The sequence below is a fragment of the Enorma sp. genome (genome assembly GCF_982429025.1).
The window spans coordinates 52,390-67,657 of record NZ_CEWCAA010000003.1 but is presented as its reverse complement, the minus strand read 5'-3'; the positions used below and the strand labels follow the sequence as shown (position 1 = coordinate 67,657).

Genomic DNA, 15,268 nt, shown 5'->3' with positions numbered 1-15,268 from the left:
CAGGAGCTCGAGTCGCTGCCTCGAGGCTCCAATGCCCCACTATGCGCTTGCGGTCGAATATGCCGACGATCAACAGCGCGAGAACGTTGCTGTCAAGCGCAATGCTATGCCGCGATTTCATAGGGTTCCATCTTGCGCAACTCGAGAGTCTCCGCATCTATGAAAAGCCGTTTATGCGTTCTCCGTGACCGCATGTCACCGTTTGCAGCTACGAGCGCCATTTGTGGAATATCACTCGCCAGCGCATAGCCAACGATGACCTCCCACACGTCTTTGTTTGAGCTGAGCTCGATGCCTTCGAGCGCAATGCACTTCGCCTCTGGAGCGAGTTCGCTCACGTACTCCATAGCCTTATCCGCCGCCACTTTTGCAGAAACGATATCCATCCGCTTCACCACCAAACCTTACAAGCTCGAGTACGTTTCGCAAGCGCACCAAAGACCCACCACACCGTACCCAGACGCGCGCTCTAGGTAACCGCTTCGCTATCCTTGTCCATCAACATGCAGTATTCTCGCGCCGTCATACTTGGAACTCTCGAAGTCTTATATGCAGCATCATCGCGCGTGATAATCGCTTCCGCACCCATCAATTCCGCTGTTGCCCGAACAATGCCATCTTCTACATCCGGCTCGTCCGAGCCGAACGCACGATCAAGCACTTCGTTTGTTAGCTCTGCGACAGACACGACCTGCCTGAAACCGTTAAGCCGATCACGAACAGCGGATTCATGGCGATACTGCCGGCAAAGGATGTAATACACATCCTTAAGACATGCTGCAAGAACCACCGGCTCCTTGTCTGGAGAGCTCAACAGCACCTCAAGAACATCAACGGCATCCGAGTGAAAGGCGCGTGTTGGTGACAAGTAATCGATGATGATGTTGGTATCGAGGATGACGCTAGCCAAAACGCCTCACCCGCTCTTCGTTGAGCAGCTCTCGGTCAGAAACCGATTTGTCCCATACGGGCTCCTCCACAATCTCTGATTCAATTTGCCGTGTGAGTTCCCTGAACCGCTCAAGCCGCTCTCTTCGCCGCGCCAACGCAGAATCTGCCGGCTGAATGGTCACCCACGGCTTGTTGTTCTTCAAGACTATCAACGGTTTACCCGTCTCATTCACGGCAAGTGTCAGCTCGCTAAACCTGTTCTTCGCGTCGCGCACGCCCACAGGGGCCATAACCGGTTCCATAACACCGCCTCCTAGCTGTCTCACTCTTATTATAGCCACATATTAGAGATTGTAGCTACCTATCCGAGAATTCCAGGGAGCAGCGGAGCTTGCCATGGCGCCCCGCCGCATGATTGGAGCGATATTCGTTTAGGAAGCGAGCCTGCCTTCGCTTCCTAAATCGCTCCACAATTGGAAGCGAAACGACCTTCCTAATAATAAAATCTGTTAAGCCCGCCCATCGCGCTACCCTACAACGCGGCCCAGGACAACGAATTGTTGGGTAACGGTGCCCCCAAACAGTTGTCACCGAATCGCCCGCCTGCTTTCGGCTATCGCGCGTCTGCCAGATAGACCCCTGCACGAACCTGATGCCATGGACTGCGCTCGGGAGCAACCTGCAGCACGCGACACTCAAGCACATCGCCGTGGCCGTAAAACAGCAGCTGCAAGACGAGCTCGTTCAGCTCCGACGGTACGAATCCGGACTTGGTCTTGTCGAGGTAGATAGCGACCGCCCGTGGGTCGTGTGGATTGTCGAACTCGGGCACGAGCCATAGCTGCATGCCAACCTTGAGCTGATCGAGCACAAGCGCCCCGTCCCAAAACTGAAATCCAGCGATATGAAAGGTCATGATGCTGCGCGAAGGTTCGTACATGACTGCCTCCTCAAGCCGCGTCGCCGCCCGTCTCCCGGGCGGCGAATTTCCCATGGCATCAAGGTACAACCTCGTGCGGACAAAAAATGCAGCGCGACATCACATCGATTTCTCACCTGGAGCTTTGTCATCTCTCCGCACGGAGCGCGAAATATGCACCGCTACGCGTCAATCTCCTTCCCTGTGTACTGCTCGTAGAGCTTGTCCATTTCCTGGATGTAGGAGTTTGCGAGTTCTTCAGATTCCATATTCTGGTCAAGGTCGCCCTCGATAATCTGAAAACCGCCGTTTGCGTATTGCTCTGCAAGTTCATACGTCGCATGCTGGTCGCGCAGAGAGTCAGAGTCCGTGAAGTCCGACTGGCCGTAATGGACCGCACGCATCAAGACATTCTGCTTGTCAGAAAAATATGTCGTACGCAGGTACCCGCCAGAAACCTTTGAGGAGGGTGCAATCGCCATATCATGGTGCACACCGACGGCGTATGCAAACATAAACACGTCTTTGTTCTCAACCCTGCCACCATCGGCGCTCTTCGAAAAGAATGAAAGGTCACTCATTCTAGGGAGCACGGAGCTATCGACATGACTGTCAACACCCAAAGTCGACTGCGCAGGCCTCAATTCTTCACTAGCCATGAACAACAACCTCCGGATCCATGACATGGGACTCACTTGCATCAAGCCGCAACCTAATAAATGTTGCCGCAGCAGAATCAAATTCATTTGAAATCGATTCCGAATACTCATCGGGTGTAAAGGCGAGAATCAACTGCTTACGCCTACTCACCTCAACAAGCGTACGTGCGAAGTTTTCCCGGTTTTCACCCGAGGCACGCGCAATGGGCGTATCAATAAAGAGAGGCGAATCGAATCCCGATACCTCATGCATAGCCAAGGTGAACGAGAGCGCAAGAAGTGATCGCTCGGCAGCTGAACAGGTACCCGCACAAGAAAAGCCGGCCTTATCGTACAGGGCGGGCGTGTAATTTTGAGATAGCTCGATATGGTCGCACTTCGACTCTTTCCATACGAGCCCCTTGAAAAGCTCCTCGGTCCGCTGCTCCATGTTCTTTTTTGTCTCTTGGATTACAGCCGCCTCTGCATCCTTAAGCACCTTGAGAGCTTTCTCACCAAAGTCGACGATACGCTTTAGCTCTGAAGCTTCGGAGTTACGATGCAGAGCATCATTGAGCAATTTCTTGTACTTAGTTATCGCGCTTTGCGCGCGTTTGAGATTATTTCTTCTCGTTCCTATCTGCTCGTGACATTCGCCAAGCTGTTTATGGTACGCCTCACGATCTTCGTAGAGCTTTTTAATGCTCCCGCTGGTCTCAGCATACTTACCCGCAAGCTTATCGAGGTCTCGAAGCTCTGTTTCTGCCGCATCAAGAACTTTGGCAGCATGCTTAATATCGCGAATAACGCGATTACGCGCGGCAGGATAGTGCTCAATCGTTGAAACGGTTCTCCTCAGCTCGCTTCGCATTGACGACAGAATGTTTGATGTCTCGCTGCCGACACGATATTGCTCAAGCAATTCTTCAATGTGTTTTCGCTCATCATCGCTCAACTCGTGCTGGCATACGACGCACCTTCCCTTGTGGAGCGATTCCGATAGCTTCAACGGATCGATTGCCGGAGGAAGCTGGCCCTCATTCTCAAGCGACCGAATGCTGTTCAGCGCACCCGATGCTGCGGGATAAAGGTAAAAATCAACGATGCTATCACGCACAAAAGCGTAGTATTCATTGCGCTTCTGCGTAAGCTGAGCACGGGCCTCATCAGCTTTGCGTTGCGCAGCATCGCGACGCTTCTCGATATCCCTCACATCATCAACGCCGCGAAGCTGTCCGTCAACCTCTGCCAACTGCTGCTCAAGCTTCTCGATTTCTGCCTCTTTTTCCTTGATGAACGCTTCGCATCCCTTGGCAAGCCTCTCCTGATCAGAAAGTTTCTGCTCATAGTCATTCGTGTCAATGGACTGAGAAGACGCTTTGCGACGTTGCTGTTTGATTACGTTATCAAGACGGTTAATCATGGTGCGGAACAAATCGATTTGCGAAATCGAATATACCGCCTCTTTGATGCGCTCGCCGCCCGTTGCCTTGAAATAAGAATCGAGCTGCTCACCGTCAAAGAAGAAATATTCTCGTATCGACTCGGGGAGTAACTTGTTGAGAAACTCCTGCGCCTGCTCGCCAGACAAAGGCAGTCGATTTTTACCTTCGACCCATGTGACCGAGAAACGGCTGTCATACACCATCTCGAAATAGCTTCCGTCAACCTTGACCGAAAAGGGCACAGATCGAGTTGCGCGAAGCACGGTCCGCCCCTGCTCTCCCTCATATTCGATATCAACAACAACGCGAACGGTGGCTACGCCGCCGCCTCGCTCAACGCACTCCTCGATAATCTCTTTGTTGAGCTTTGGCTCGGTGCGCTGCCTGGTGTCCTGTTTCTTCCCCGAGCTGCCAAGATGAGGCTCTTCGCCATAAAGACACCATGTAAAGGCATTGAGCAGATTGGTCTTACCGACGCCATTGTCTGCAACGATGATTTGAAGGTCATGCTCGCCCGGTTCAAATTGAAGCTTGAGGTCGCGGTACTGTCGATAATTCTCGATAACGATGGAGCGGAACCTCATTTCTTCACCTCCTGCAGCGAGTACTTACGCAGAATCTTCTCGTATTCTTTGACGTATTGCCCCGGCCCATCCGTTTCGAAAACGATGAGATCGCGCAAAAACGAAAGGGTTCGCTCATCTCCCTCCGCTCGCTCGCGAATCTTTTCCATGATCCGTTTATTAATCGCCATAAGCCCTCCCCAACAGGCCCCGCATTTTAATCAGCACATCTGTGCTGTTAACTGCGTTTTTTCTCATGTCTTCGATACGGACAAGCTCTTGGTTGAAGAGCCTGCGCTCGGATTCGATGTCTCCATAGAGCTCGAGCCTGCTCCAATCTGGAACAACCACGAAATCGTAGATGTGAGCAAGGTTCTTTCCGGGACTTCGCCGAATAACGCGTCCCACGCGCTGAACGTATTCTCTAGGATTTGTGCTGCTAGATAGCAAAATGGCGCTCTTGGCCTGAGGAATATCAATCCCCTCATCCAGGCACTTTATTGCAACAAGCGCCTGGAGAACGCCCTCTTTGAACATCTTGATAAGGTAGTCCCGCTCGCTCAGGCCACCGAACTCACGCTTGGGACGCGTTCCCTGCTGCTGCGTAAATCGGTGCGCAGCAACACCGTGCCTTCCCAGTATGGACTCCACCTCGTCAATGCGCTGCGGAGAGGTAAAGACAAGAAGGTCTTCGTGCTCAATATGGTCTAGCAGGGCATCTAAGCCGTCGAGCTTGGCCACGGCATTCTTCTTAATCAGGGCGCGCTTTCTCAGGAGCTGATCGAGACGCTCACGAGCCGCATCGTCATCTTGATGAGAAAGCTTTGCTATCTGCTTGGTCAGCCTATCAAACTTTTCCGCCTCATCATCTGACAACTCTACGGTCTCGAGATGGTATTGGTATGGGCAGAGAAACGTCTCGCCGGCAAGTGGATTTACCGTCCCCTGGGCATCCTTTATCGTAAACTCAAACGACTGGCCACCGAAATATGACCGCAACAGTGCCGAGCCTTCTTCATCGAACCATCTCGACGGCGTCGCTGAGAGGCCAATCCGATAGGTATAGCGCTCAAGAAGAGCCTTTCGCTGCTCGCGCGACCCCATTCCATGAACCTCGTCGCCGACCAAGCACACGGCAAGCGATGGATCAGCCCCCTCGATAGCCTTGATAAAGAGTTCGTTCGCAGCACTCGCGTGAGTTGTATAGACTATGAGGCTCTCATCAATTCCGATGGCAATCCGTCCAAGAGCGGCCCGGATGCTCGATGCCCAAGAAGCACTGGTCCCGGCCGAAGAATCAGCAAATATACTGGTATCGAACTTCAGGCCAAGCGCTGAAACCTCCCGTTCCCATTGCCGCGAAAGCGTGCTTTGAGGTGTAGCAATAACGCACACCAGCTTCGGCTTAGCAATGAGCAGATCCTGTACGCAGGCAAGGGCCGTCCGCGTCTTACCGGTACCTGTCGCCATCTCGAACAGCAGCTGTCCCTCATGACAACGCCACGTTTTAAATGCTTCCCGTTGGTATGGGAACAGCGAAATGCGCTTCATGTTCCTTGCGGCACGCGTCTTCGCAAGCGAGCTGCACTCGATATCAAAGTCTTTTCCCTCAGCAACGAGCAAGCTGCTCAACGAACCTTTGGGCTCAAACGTCATCACCCGTTCGCGCTGATTATTCCAAAGCTCCGAAAACTTACGTTCATCGGATTCAAAGAAGCCTCTTTGGCCCTCGTCCCAGCTCTTAAATACTTTGAATTCCTCTGAATTGAAGAGCCAACCCGATGCCGTTTCGTTAATTGACCCGCTAAAGGAAAGGGCGTATCCCTCGGCATCACGCAGAATACCAACCTTCTGATGAAAGAGTTGATCCTGAAGAATATCGCCGTTCTCATCTATGACACATGCGATACGGAGCTCAAGGTATCCATTTGCCAGCATCCATCCTAAAGCACGAACATGGTCGTGTTCGATTTCGTCAGCAAGGGCGTCGACATCCATCAAAACCTCGCTCATGATGGACTCAATCACAGATTCCGGGTTGCTCTCCGCCTGCCTGATGATCGCAACGTCACGCTCTGAAAGATGAGGGCTTACCACAAGCCTCATCTTCCCCCGATTGTGTATAAGGCCAGCAACGCCGCGCGCCGCCAGCGCAAGACTCGCAGAAGAGAAAAAGCCAACGCTTCGATCATATTCGACGGACTCTGCCAGAGCGGGGACATAGAAGCCATTGACCGGATCAGCGCCCTCAAGCGTTTCGTAGGACGGTTGTATCTCCAAATCCTTCAAGCTCATGAGAACCTCACGTTGTGCAGCGCATCTTGCAAAGAGCAATCGCTCCCCGTCGCCTGCTCTTCAAGTAGGGAAAACAAGGTACGGAGATTCGGAAGTCGACGTCGTTTCGTGCTTTCGGAAAACGGCTTGAGATATGAAGCCGGGTTTACAACATCCGTCTTCGCATCAACAAGAATCTGCCGCACAACAGGGATGCGGAACATAAGCCGCGCCGCCATCGCCCTCTGGTCTTCGCAAGACAACGAGCAGAACAAGGCGCTAAACGGGCTGGTGCGCACGCTCATAGGAGACCCGGATACGATGTCCGACAGATCAAGAAGTGTCGCCAGCTTCGCATGGTTCTCGCCATACTTCTTGTTAGCGGTCGTCTTTTTACCAACGCCATCATCTAAATAGACGCCTAGCTGGTCAAAAGATTGAGCCTCTCCGATTGCCTCCAAAATCTCGGGGACGCGCAATGCCGAATCAAGACTGCTAAACTGAGGCACATTCGCCGTAGTTACCAGCTCTGTATCGGGATATTCGAGCACCGAGGTAAAGATCTCTTCAAGCGAGGCACCCCGAAAAAGCGCAAAGAGCTTTTCGAAGTACCCCCCCCCCGATTGTTCTGCTTCTTTGAAATGTTCTACGCACATGATGTCGAGCTTCTTTGCGAAATACGCCGAAAGCGTCTCGAGCTCGCTCATATCGCCGCGAACAAACCGACCCCAGTACGCACGCTGCTCCTCCAGCACCTCATGAGAGGGCTTCGTAAAGAACGGACGTCCGAATCGCTTCAACATGCTTTCCTCTTCAAACCGCAAATCGAAAAACCGCTCTGCAATACGCGGGAACTCACGTTCAAAAACTGTCATAGCTTGATACGCGGAGCACATCGTGTTCTTGGTCTTGTGATATGCCTGGTTGGCCTCGCAAAACTCTCGGAACGATTTCTTTTTGAAAAACTGAGGCTGATTGCACCATCGCGCGATGTTGACATACAACGAGCGCCACTTGCTCTGTTTGTAGCTCTCATAACGCATGATATACGGCAGGCAATCGTATTTCATGAGGATGGAGATGCGCATAAAGATGGACTCGATATCGTGCTCGTCCTGCGAATCGTATGCGCTCAGCACATAGAGCCTCGTGCCTCGGTCTGTCCACGTACGCCAAACCCGAAGCTTCTTTTCAATGATTTCTCGGTCCTCGATATGGTCAAAGGCAAAGATGAAATCACCGTGGTAGCGAGAGCGAGAAAGGACAAGCGCCTTCTCGTCTGTCATGAGCCTGATATCGAGACCTTGGCGAAACTGAAACGGCTTGCCCGTCGCATTGAGCTGACCAAGGATTTCACGCCACCCGCTGAATCCCAGAAAGTTGTCATCCCACAGGTAAATATAGGGACGTTCCGAATCAAGGAACTCTTCTACCGGAGCATGGGCAAACACACGAGCGTACTTTTTATTGACGCAAAAACTACACTTCCTAAAGCACCCGCGCGTGGTAAATCCAATAGAGTAATCGAGGTAATCCGCAAGAGCGCTCCGCCTTCTACCACGGGCAAGCTCCCGTTCAACATACGGCTCATACAACGTATAGTCGGGATGCGCATGCTCGACGTCATACGGCAAATCTTCTCCACCATCGGGAAAAACTCCCGTACCGCCACAGTACACATTCGAAAGGTCGAGAACGCCCCGCTCTATCGTGGTGAACGAAAAGACGCAGGAAAGAAAGACGGCATCGTATTGCTCCAGATGCAGGTAATCTAACAAGAGGTCAACGTGGTGTCCATGCGCCTTGCAAAACGAAGCGATTTTTAATAACGCGAGGTTGGGATGTCTTGTTCCATGATCGACGAGGTCCGCATCGAGAATACCTATGCGAAGACCGGTTTCTCGTCGCAGACGCTCGTATATCTCCTGCATTGCCAACCTCGATACCATAACGAATAATCGATATGGATCAGATCTTATACGATCCCAAGCATTCGGTAGCAGAGAATACGCAGCTTGCAACGAGGAGCACCCCGGCGGCGCGAATGGAGTGGACGGGCAACCCCGCCGTTGCCTACCCCAGCCTTCGGGCAATCACCTCACCGATGCGATGTGGAATGCCGACGATGAGGGCGTTTCCCATGCAGAAGGCGCGGTGGCCGTCGGTCATGCCGGTATCCGTCCAGCCCTTCGGGAAGCCCTGTAGCTGGTCCAGCTCGTCGGGCACCAAGCGGCGGTAGCGACCATCGGATGTCTGGATGATATGCTTGGTCCGTGAGGCCGACCCCCCCCCTCGTTTGTAAGAATGGTGCGGGCCGGCGCATCAAGCGCATCCGGAAATGCCATCGCTCCCTCAGAGTACCGATACTCGAAGCCGGTCTTCTTGTTCACACGCGGCTCGCTTTTGCGGCCCTTGAGGTAACGCCAGGCCTCGAGTTTGTCGTCCTCAACGTAATACGACTCGGGAACCTCCTCGTCGGGCACGAGCACGTCGCCCAAAACCGTTCGCTCGCCAGAATATGCGGCCGCCACCTTGACGGTCGCGACATGCCCGCCCTGCATAACGCCGGCGAGTTCGAACGGCGATACTTTGAGCCCTGCACCGAAGTGCTCGGAGTTCTCATATGGGTCGCCGAGCAGCTCGAACTCCCTAGTTGCACCAACGAGCTCCATCGGGAACGCCTCTGCCATCACGCCGTTGCTCAGGCGCTCCTCAAGGTCCCATGCCTCATTCGTCTGCTCGGCGTAGATATACACACGGCGGCGCTTCTGCGGGAACCCGTAATCCGCACCGCTCACAACGCGCCACTCCACGGCATAGCCGAGCGTCGACAAACAGGAAAGAATGATAGCGAAGTCACGGCCGCGCTGCGACGCGGGGCTTTTGAGCAGACGATCGACGTTCTCCAGTAGCACATAGCGCGGACGTCCCTTGAGCTGCAGGAATCGATAGATCTCCCACCATAGGACGCCCTTCTTTCCTTCGATGCCACTCGCCTGAGACAACGGGCGCGCCACAGAGTAATCCTGGCACGGAAATCCGCCAACCACCATATCGACATCGGGAATGTCGATGCGTCCAGCCTCATACTCGTCGAGCACACGGGCAATGTCCTCGTTCACCACGGAACCCTTGCCGAAGCGCTCCTCATAGCAGCGCGCCGCGAACTGACGGCGCGGCGAACCTTGAGGCTCCCATTGGTTCGCCCACACCGTGACGAACGGTCCGGCGGCGGGCAGCGCGAATTCCGGGTACCGCGGGTCATCGTAGCCCTCCAGCCCGAGTCGGAATCCGCCGACTCCCGCGAACAGTTCTGCGATTCGTATTACCTGCCCCGCCACGTTGCTCCGATCGATCCTCTCGCGCACCGCCCGCGCGGTCGCCTCCGTTAATTCCCGCTCTACTCTATCGATCTCTTCGCCGATATAGCGAGCATTGATCCAAAAACACTTTTTCGTTTCCTGCGTTCCATACGGCGTGGGAAGCGTATCGGCCTTGTTACGCCCATGCGGGCGCACATGACAGCAACGATTCTCCCTCGATGTAACCGATTGCTCGGCATGCCCCGCGTTGATTCGCCGTTGCATTTCCTCGTAGCACCGCTTGGCCTCAAGCAAGTCTCGATCCGGCATTTGCCAGAACAGCACTTGAGCAAGCCGGAACACGCCCCGCTCCTCCGTTTCCTCTCGATAGATAACAAAGAGGTACTTTTGGCGCAGGCAGCCGTAGAAATCACTCTCTTCAAACGGCTGCTCGGAAACATCGAAATAGCTGAACGTTGGGAATGAGACCGACTCCCTGGGCACGCCATTTCGCTGCAGGCGCATCGTTTTCGTCTTGATGCCGGCTTTCTCGAACTCCGCGATCTTGTAGCGCACATCGATGCCCAATAACTGCTTCGTGATGAGCGCGCAAAGGCTTTTCGGTTTGCGTCTGCCCGCGACGTCATAGCCACATGCCTCAGCAAGCTCGTCCTCGGTCATGCCGATATACGGCTCGAAGCGCTTCTGAATCAATGCGAGCAAGTCAGTTTCTCGCTCAGCCTGATTTCGGCGAATACTCTGCATATCAAGCAGGCCATTAAGGGTTACTGTCATGTATGAGGGCTTGATCGCCCATGACCGCGGCTTCGCCGGAATTGCCGAATATGGCTGCTTGGTGCGGTCTCTTCCCGTAGCGCCCTTTGTCGCCGCCTCTAGATACAGCGTATCCGAGCCAGATAACTCATGCGCCCTTCCGTGGCGAACCTTTTCCACCACCGTATCCCAGTCATGCTTGAATACCGGAACATCCGACGCGGGAATACCCCACAAATCAACGACCTTAATGAGGTAATCGACGGGATTCGTTTCCGGATCGTATTCATACGCCACGAGAAGTATCTTATGGAGCTTCTTCTGCAACGAGCTCGTTTCCCATGTCTCGTCGACCACGGTCATATAGTTGATTTTGCTGATAACGAGACGTTCCTTCGCCGAAAACTCGCCATTTTTCTTTTTGCGAAGCGGTGTGGACTTGAGCTCTGTTTCTGCTTCCCTGAAATCCGCGTCAGGACTGTTGTTGATATCGTAGTGAAAGAAATACTTCTCGAGCGCATTGCCAAAGCTACCGCGACGCTTCCTGGGATTGGCGACCTCGTCAATCTCGCATGCATCACGCAACGTCGTACCCTCAAGCTGGCGTGCGTACCGCAAGATTGATTCAACTGATGAAGCATCGTAGGTAGTCTGCTCAACATGCATAGTTTGCTCCAAGATCAAACATTTGTTCGATCCGATGATTGTATCGATCGCTCATATGGTCTCTGTGGATCAAGCCAGTGCTCCAGCAGACAAGGCCAAGCGGCAGGGCTGCCCAAACAAGCCAGTCTCCCATCGCTCCACCGAATCACGTGTCGCCACACGTCGAACTCGAACGAACTCGCAGTATCAAATCTCCCCTCCGGGGTACGCCGTCTTTGCAGGCAATCTTCCGGGCCACGAAAGGCGATATAGAAACTCGCCGCGCAGCATCAGCGAATCGCCCGGGAACATGAAAGGAGCAATTATGCTGCTTCGAGGCAAAACCGCCGTTGTCACAGGGGGATCAAGAGGCATCGGCCTGGCCATCGTGAAGCGATTCCTGGAAGAAGGAGCAAATGTCGCGCTTTGCGGAAGTCGGCCCGAAACCGCTCAGAAAGGGGTTGAGGCCATTCTCGCCAAGATTCCCAACGCGCCCGTGATGGGCATTTCCCCTGACATCACCAACGAATCCGAACTTGAGGCAGCGTTTCGAGAGGTTGCCGGGCACTTTGGCAGTCTCGACATCATAGTAAACAACGCTGGCATCTCACAATCCACGCCTCTCGGAGACTACACGCCAGGAGAATTCGATCGCGTCATCGATACCAATGTGAAAGGCGTACTCAATGGATGCCAAGCCGCGGCCCGCACACTCGGTGAAGGTGGCGTAATCCTAAATACCAGCTCAATGGTGAGCAAGAATGGGCAGCCCTCGGGCGTAGGTTACCCCATGAGCAAGTTTGCGGTGAACGGAATTACCGTTTCCCTCGCCCGCGAGCTTGGGCCGCTCGGCATACGAGTAAATGCCGTAGCTCCTGGAGTGACTGCCACCGACATGGTTGCGGCGCTACCTGAAGAGATGATTAAGCCCATCGCCGACGCCATCCCCATGAAGCGCGTAGGACAGCCCGAGGACGTGGCGAACGCCTTCGTCTTCCTTGCAAGTGACCTCGCTTCATATATTACCGGCGCGGTCTTGCCTGTTGATGGCGGCATGACGGTCTAGGGGAATCGTTTTTTCACAGCGGGCGGTGCGGAGGCACAGAGCGTCTGCACCGCCCACGCAACGGATCTTCAAGCCACCGCTCACAAAAGGACACGTGGGCTACTCCTAAGCAAGCCACCCTATATAAATGCATTGACGAAAACAACGATTACGATCGCCAGCGCGAGCAGCACGCCAAATACAAGCCCACACCCAAGCACAACATTGCCGCATCCACATCCTGAAGCACCTGAACTGCGAACCGCGCCCCTACGACTGGAGAAGCTGTCCCCATTCGAGGTTGCGGAGGCATTCGGCACGTTGGACCCATCGCCCCGCAACCGTCCCCGCGCACGCTTTTGCCATGCATCGGCAGCAGCGCCCTCCCATTGCTCGATTCTGCCATCGTTATCGAAGTCTGGAATCATTCCCCACCCCCTGCCCGTACTGTAATACAGCTCGTTCATCATAGAGCGTATCAACTTATACCGGACTGAAGACGGCTGTTAATCACCTGCGAGCGTATGAGACGCCAACACGCGATAGCCAACACGCACGATGCATCCGAGTTCTCCGCATCAAACTTACTGTGGAGGTCATGCGTACTTTTGAGAATCAATCTCAATATGAAGCAATCCAAGCAACATTTTGTCATAATCGAGATGTACCGCGCACCGTCCCACAGAGGGGAAACTTGGGTCGGCGTGCATCGCCTGCAAAAGAAGGAGTACACCATGAAGTTTGTTTGCCCCGTTTGCGGTTACGTTGAGGAGTTCGACGGCGAGGAGCTGCCCGCTGATTTCAAGTGCCCGCAGTGCGGCGTCTCTGGCGACCGTTTCATCAAGCAGTCCGAGACCGAGATGACCTGGGCCGCCGAGCACATCGTGGGCGTTGGCAAGCTCCCCGAGGTCTCCGAGGACATCGTGAACGACCTTCGCGCTAACTTCGAGGGCGAGTGCTCCGAGGTGGGCATGTACCTGGCCATGGCCCGCGTTGCTCACCGCGAGGGCTATCCGGAGATCGGCCTGTACTGGGAGAAGGCCGCGTACGAGGAGGCCGAGCACGCCGCCAAGTTCGCCGAGCTCCTGGGCGAGGTCGTGACCGACTCCACCAAGAAGAACCTCGAGATGCGCGTTGAGGCCGAGAACGGCGCCACCGCCGGCAAGTTCGACCTGGCCAAGCGCGCCAAGGCCGCCGGCCTGGATGCCATCCACGACACCGTGCACGAGATGGCTCGCGACGAGGCCCGTCATGGCAAGGCCTTCGCCGGCCTGCTGAAGCGCTACTTTGGCTAAACCGTACGAAAACAGCTTAGTTGTTTTGAGGGGTCGCTCGAAAGAACGGCCCCTCATTTTGGTTCAAAGACCCTTGTAACGCCATTCGCAACGGATATCAACGGTTATATTTGGACACACCGAGTAGACACGAGGAATGTCATATAAAAGATGCAGGTCAAGAGCTTGCGGAGTTATCGTCCACTCAACGAGTCGAGAAATAACCGTTGATAACCGTCACGAGTGATCTATCACTGCGAAATCTATGCAATCGAGCGAGCAATCCCCCAGTTGTCCATAGCATCTTCCCTGAGAGCATCGAAGCCTAGCGCGCACCGTGTACGAAAAAGGGAGGCATCCAGTTGGATGCCTCCCTTTCGCGCTGCACAAGCTTGGATACCGTGCAGAACTTACCCGCGATATCCACCACGGCCGCCGAAGCCACCGCGCGAGCCGCCGCGGTCGTCACGGCCACCAAAGCCGCCACGGCCACCGCGGTCGCCGCCGCGCGAACCACCGCGCTCATCGCGACCACCATGCGTGCGATCGTTCTCGCAACCCATCTCCACGAGCGGATTGATTACCTCGTCGAGCAGAGAAAGCAGCTCGCGCGCACTCTCAGCGGAAAGCTGCGGAACGAGCTTCTTGCGCTTGTTGCCGCGCGCCTCGGCCATCGCCACGGCGTCCTCGCCTGCGAAGACCACGATATGGCGCATGTCGCCATCCTCGGGCTCGATACGGCCCACGATATCCTGCTTTTCCGCCTCAATCAGCAGCTCATTGAGGGCGCGAAGGCGCATGCCCAGAAGGTCGGCCATCTCCTTCTCTTCCATCTTGGGCTTGAGCTCGAGCAGGTGCAGCGCGCGAACCAGGTCCTTGGTGCGCTCGGCCTCCGCCTCGGCCTCCTCGGCCAGCGCGGACTTGCGGTTACGCAGCAGGCGAGCAGCGCGGTTCACCTTATCAAACAGCAGATCATCGAGGTCCTCGTTTGCAGGCTCCGCCGGCTTCTCCTCCGCAGGCTTCTCAACCTGGGGCTCCTCGGCAGCCTCGGCTACGACCTCTTCAGACTCCTCAGCCGCTTCGTTTGCCTCGATGCTCTCCACGGCCTCGGTGGCATCAGCCTCAAGCTCCCCCGCCTCAACGGCAGCGGCGGCCTCGACCTCTTCGATAATTTCGTTCTCTACCATGTTCTCGTTTTCGCTGTACTCAGACATGCGTTCCTCCTACGCCCTTCCGGGCTCTCTTGGGCGCCATTGCATCTCGCCCATCACTCAAAGCAGCCTTTCGGCTGGGCAGCGTCGTTGCTGCGCACCCAAGTGTAGAGGTCGCCACGGTCATATTCGCAGGAAAATCTTCGTGTACACGAAAGCCGGACAATCGAGAGGGGCAGGCAACGGAAAGGCACTCTTCCGCGCTCAGACATCAGCTCGCAAAGACGGGCCGCACTTAAGCCGCTCCCCTATGAAAATCCTAGCGAGCACCGACAAGTTCGAAAAGA

14 protein-coding genes are annotated in these 15,268 nt (G+C 54.8%); 2 read left to right on the top strand and 12 right to left on the bottom strand.

Translation table 11 applies throughout. The annotated features are described in order from the left end of the window. Positions 1-104: 104 nt before the first annotated feature. From AC1VS5_RS01370 to AC1VS5_RS01320, 11 genes are all read right to left on the bottom strand, one after another. Complete coding sequence (locus AC1VS5_RS01370; RefSeq protein WP_329740093.1) at positions 105-386, bottom strand: hypothetical protein; 282 nt, start codon at positions 384-386, stop codon at positions 105-107. Between the two features lie 83 nt (positions 387-469). Beyond that, positions 470-910, bottom strand: coding sequence for a type II toxin-antitoxin system VapC family toxin (locus AC1VS5_RS01365; RefSeq protein ID WP_329740094.1), 441 nt, complete (start codon positions 908-910; stop codon positions 470-472). Beyond that, on the bottom strand, positions 903-1,193 hold the full coding sequence (locus tag AC1VS5_RS01360; RefSeq protein WP_019129095.1) for a type II toxin-antitoxin system Phd/YefM family antitoxin: 291 nt from the start codon (positions 1,191-1,193) through the stop codon (positions 903-905). The genes AC1VS5_RS01365 and AC1VS5_RS01360 overlap by 8 nt, the downstream gene beginning before the upstream one ends. A gap of 311 nt (positions 1,194-1,504) precedes the next feature. Beyond that, positions 1,505-1,831, bottom strand: a complete 327-nt coding sequence (locus AC1VS5_RS01355; RefSeq protein ID WP_303214436.1) for an HIRAN domain-containing protein — start codon at positions 1,829-1,831, stop codon at positions 1,505-1,507. 161 nt (positions 1,832-1,992) lie between these two features. Continuing rightward, positions 1,993-2,469, bottom strand: a complete 477-nt coding sequence (locus AC1VS5_RS01350; RefSeq protein ID WP_481217438.1) for a hypothetical protein — start codon at positions 2,467-2,469, stop codon at positions 1,993-1,995. Next, the gene (locus tag AC1VS5_RS01345; RefSeq protein WP_481217437.1) at positions 2,462-4,477 is read right to left on the bottom strand and encodes an AAA family ATPase; all 2,016 of its coding nucleotides are present in this window, start codon (positions 4,475-4,477) and stop codon (positions 2,462-2,464) included. Before AC1VS5_RS01345 ends, AC1VS5_RS01350 begins: the two co-directional genes overlap by 8 nt. Continuing rightward, a complete protein-coding gene (locus AC1VS5_RS01340; protein ID WP_019129091.1) occupies positions 4,474-4,647 on the bottom strand; it encodes a hypothetical protein in 174 nt (57 codons plus the stop codon). Before AC1VS5_RS01340 ends, AC1VS5_RS01345 begins: the two co-directional genes overlap by 4 nt. Further along, a complete protein-coding gene (locus AC1VS5_RS01335) occupies positions 4,637-6,751 on the bottom strand; it encodes a DEAD/DEAH box helicase family protein (protein ID WP_481217436.1) in 2,115 nt (704 codons plus the stop codon). The genes AC1VS5_RS01340 and AC1VS5_RS01335 overlap by 11 nt, the downstream gene beginning before the upstream one ends. Continuing rightward, positions 6,748-8,661, bottom strand: coding sequence for a radical SAM protein (locus tag AC1VS5_RS01330; protein WP_481217435.1), 1,914 nt, complete (start codon positions 8,659-8,661; stop codon positions 6,748-6,750). Before AC1VS5_RS01330 ends, AC1VS5_RS01335 begins: the two co-directional genes overlap by 4 nt. A gap of 142 nt (positions 8,662-8,803) precedes the next feature. After that, positions 8,804-8,956 carry a hypothetical protein gene (locus AC1VS5_RS01325; RefSeq protein WP_230197264.1) on the bottom strand — a complete coding sequence of 51 codons (153 nt, stop codon included), beginning with the start codon at positions 8,954-8,956 and terminating at the stop codon, positions 8,804-8,806. Next, entirely contained in the window at positions 8,896-11,472 is a 2,577-nt protein-coding gene (locus AC1VS5_RS01320) for a Sau3AI family type II restriction endonuclease (protein WP_481217434.1), read from the bottom strand. The genes AC1VS5_RS01325 and AC1VS5_RS01320 overlap by 61 nt, the downstream gene beginning before the upstream one ends. A gap of 304 nt (positions 11,473-11,776) precedes the next feature. On the opposite strand from AC1VS5_RS01320, the gene AC1VS5_RS01315 reads away from it, so the two are divergent. Both AC1VS5_RS01315 and AC1VS5_RS01310 read left to right on the top strand, forming a co-directional pair. Continuing rightward, a complete protein-coding gene (locus tag AC1VS5_RS01315; protein ID WP_481217433.1) occupies positions 11,777-12,517 on the top strand; it encodes an SDR family NAD(P)-dependent oxidoreductase in 741 nt (246 codons plus the stop codon). A 713-nt stretch (positions 12,518-13,230) separates the two neighbouring features. After that, positions 13,231-13,791, top strand: a complete 561-nt coding sequence (locus tag AC1VS5_RS01310; protein WP_019129086.1) for a ferritin family protein — start codon at positions 13,231-13,233, stop codon at positions 13,789-13,791. Positions 13,792-14,180: 389 nt separating this feature from the next. On the opposite strand, the gene AC1VS5_RS01305 is transcribed toward AC1VS5_RS01310, so the two are convergent. Further along, positions 14,181-14,984 carry a hypothetical protein gene (locus AC1VS5_RS01305; RefSeq protein WP_481217432.1) on the bottom strand — a complete coding sequence of 268 codons (804 nt, stop codon included), beginning with the start codon at positions 14,982-14,984 and terminating at the stop codon, positions 14,181-14,183. Between the last annotated feature and the right edge of the window lie 284 nt (positions 14,985-15,268).

Coding starts and splice junctions, on each gene's coding strand:
- AC1VS5_RS01345 (WP_481217437.1), bottom strand. CDS start 4,477: ATGAGGTTCCGCTCCATCGTTATCGAGAATTATCGACAGTACCGCGAC.
- AC1VS5_RS01305 (WP_481217432.1), bottom strand. CDS start 14,984: ATGTCTGAGTACAGCGAAAACGAGAACATGGTAGAGAACGAAATTATC.
- AC1VS5_RS01320 (WP_481217434.1), bottom strand. CDS start 11,472: ATGCATGTTGAGCAGACTACCTACGATGCTTCATCAGTTGAATCAATC.
- AC1VS5_RS01370 (WP_329740093.1), bottom strand. CDS start 386: ATGGATATCGTTTCTGCAAAAGTGGCGGCGGATAAGGCTATGGAGTAC.
- AC1VS5_RS01360 (WP_019129095.1), bottom strand. CDS start 1,193: ATGGAACCGGTTATGGCCCCTGTGGGCGTGCGCGACGCGAAGAACAGG.
- AC1VS5_RS01330 (WP_481217435.1), bottom strand. CDS start 8,661: ATGCAGGAGATATACGAGCGTCTGCGACGAGAAACCGGTCTTCGCATA.
- AC1VS5_RS01340 (WP_019129091.1), bottom strand. CDS start 4,647: ATGGCGATTAATAAACGGATCATGGAAAAGATTCGCGAGCGAGCGGAG.
- AC1VS5_RS01310 (WP_019129086.1), top strand. CDS start 13,231: ATGAAGTTTGTTTGCCCCGTTTGCGGTTACGTTGAGGAGTTCGACGGC.
- AC1VS5_RS01355 (WP_303214436.1), bottom strand. CDS start 1,831: ATGTACGAACCTTCGCGCAGCATCATGACCTTTCATATCGCTGGATTT.
- AC1VS5_RS01315 (WP_481217433.1), top strand. CDS start 11,777: ATGCTGCTTCGAGGCAAAACCGCCGTTGTCACAGGGGGATCAAGAGGC.
- AC1VS5_RS01350 (WP_481217438.1), bottom strand. CDS start 2,469: ATGGCTAGTGAAGAATTGAGGCCTGCGCAGTCGACTTTGGGTGTTGAC.
- AC1VS5_RS01335 (WP_481217436.1), bottom strand. CDS start 6,751: ATGAGCTTGAAGGATTTGGAGATACAACCGTCCTACGAAACGCTTGAG.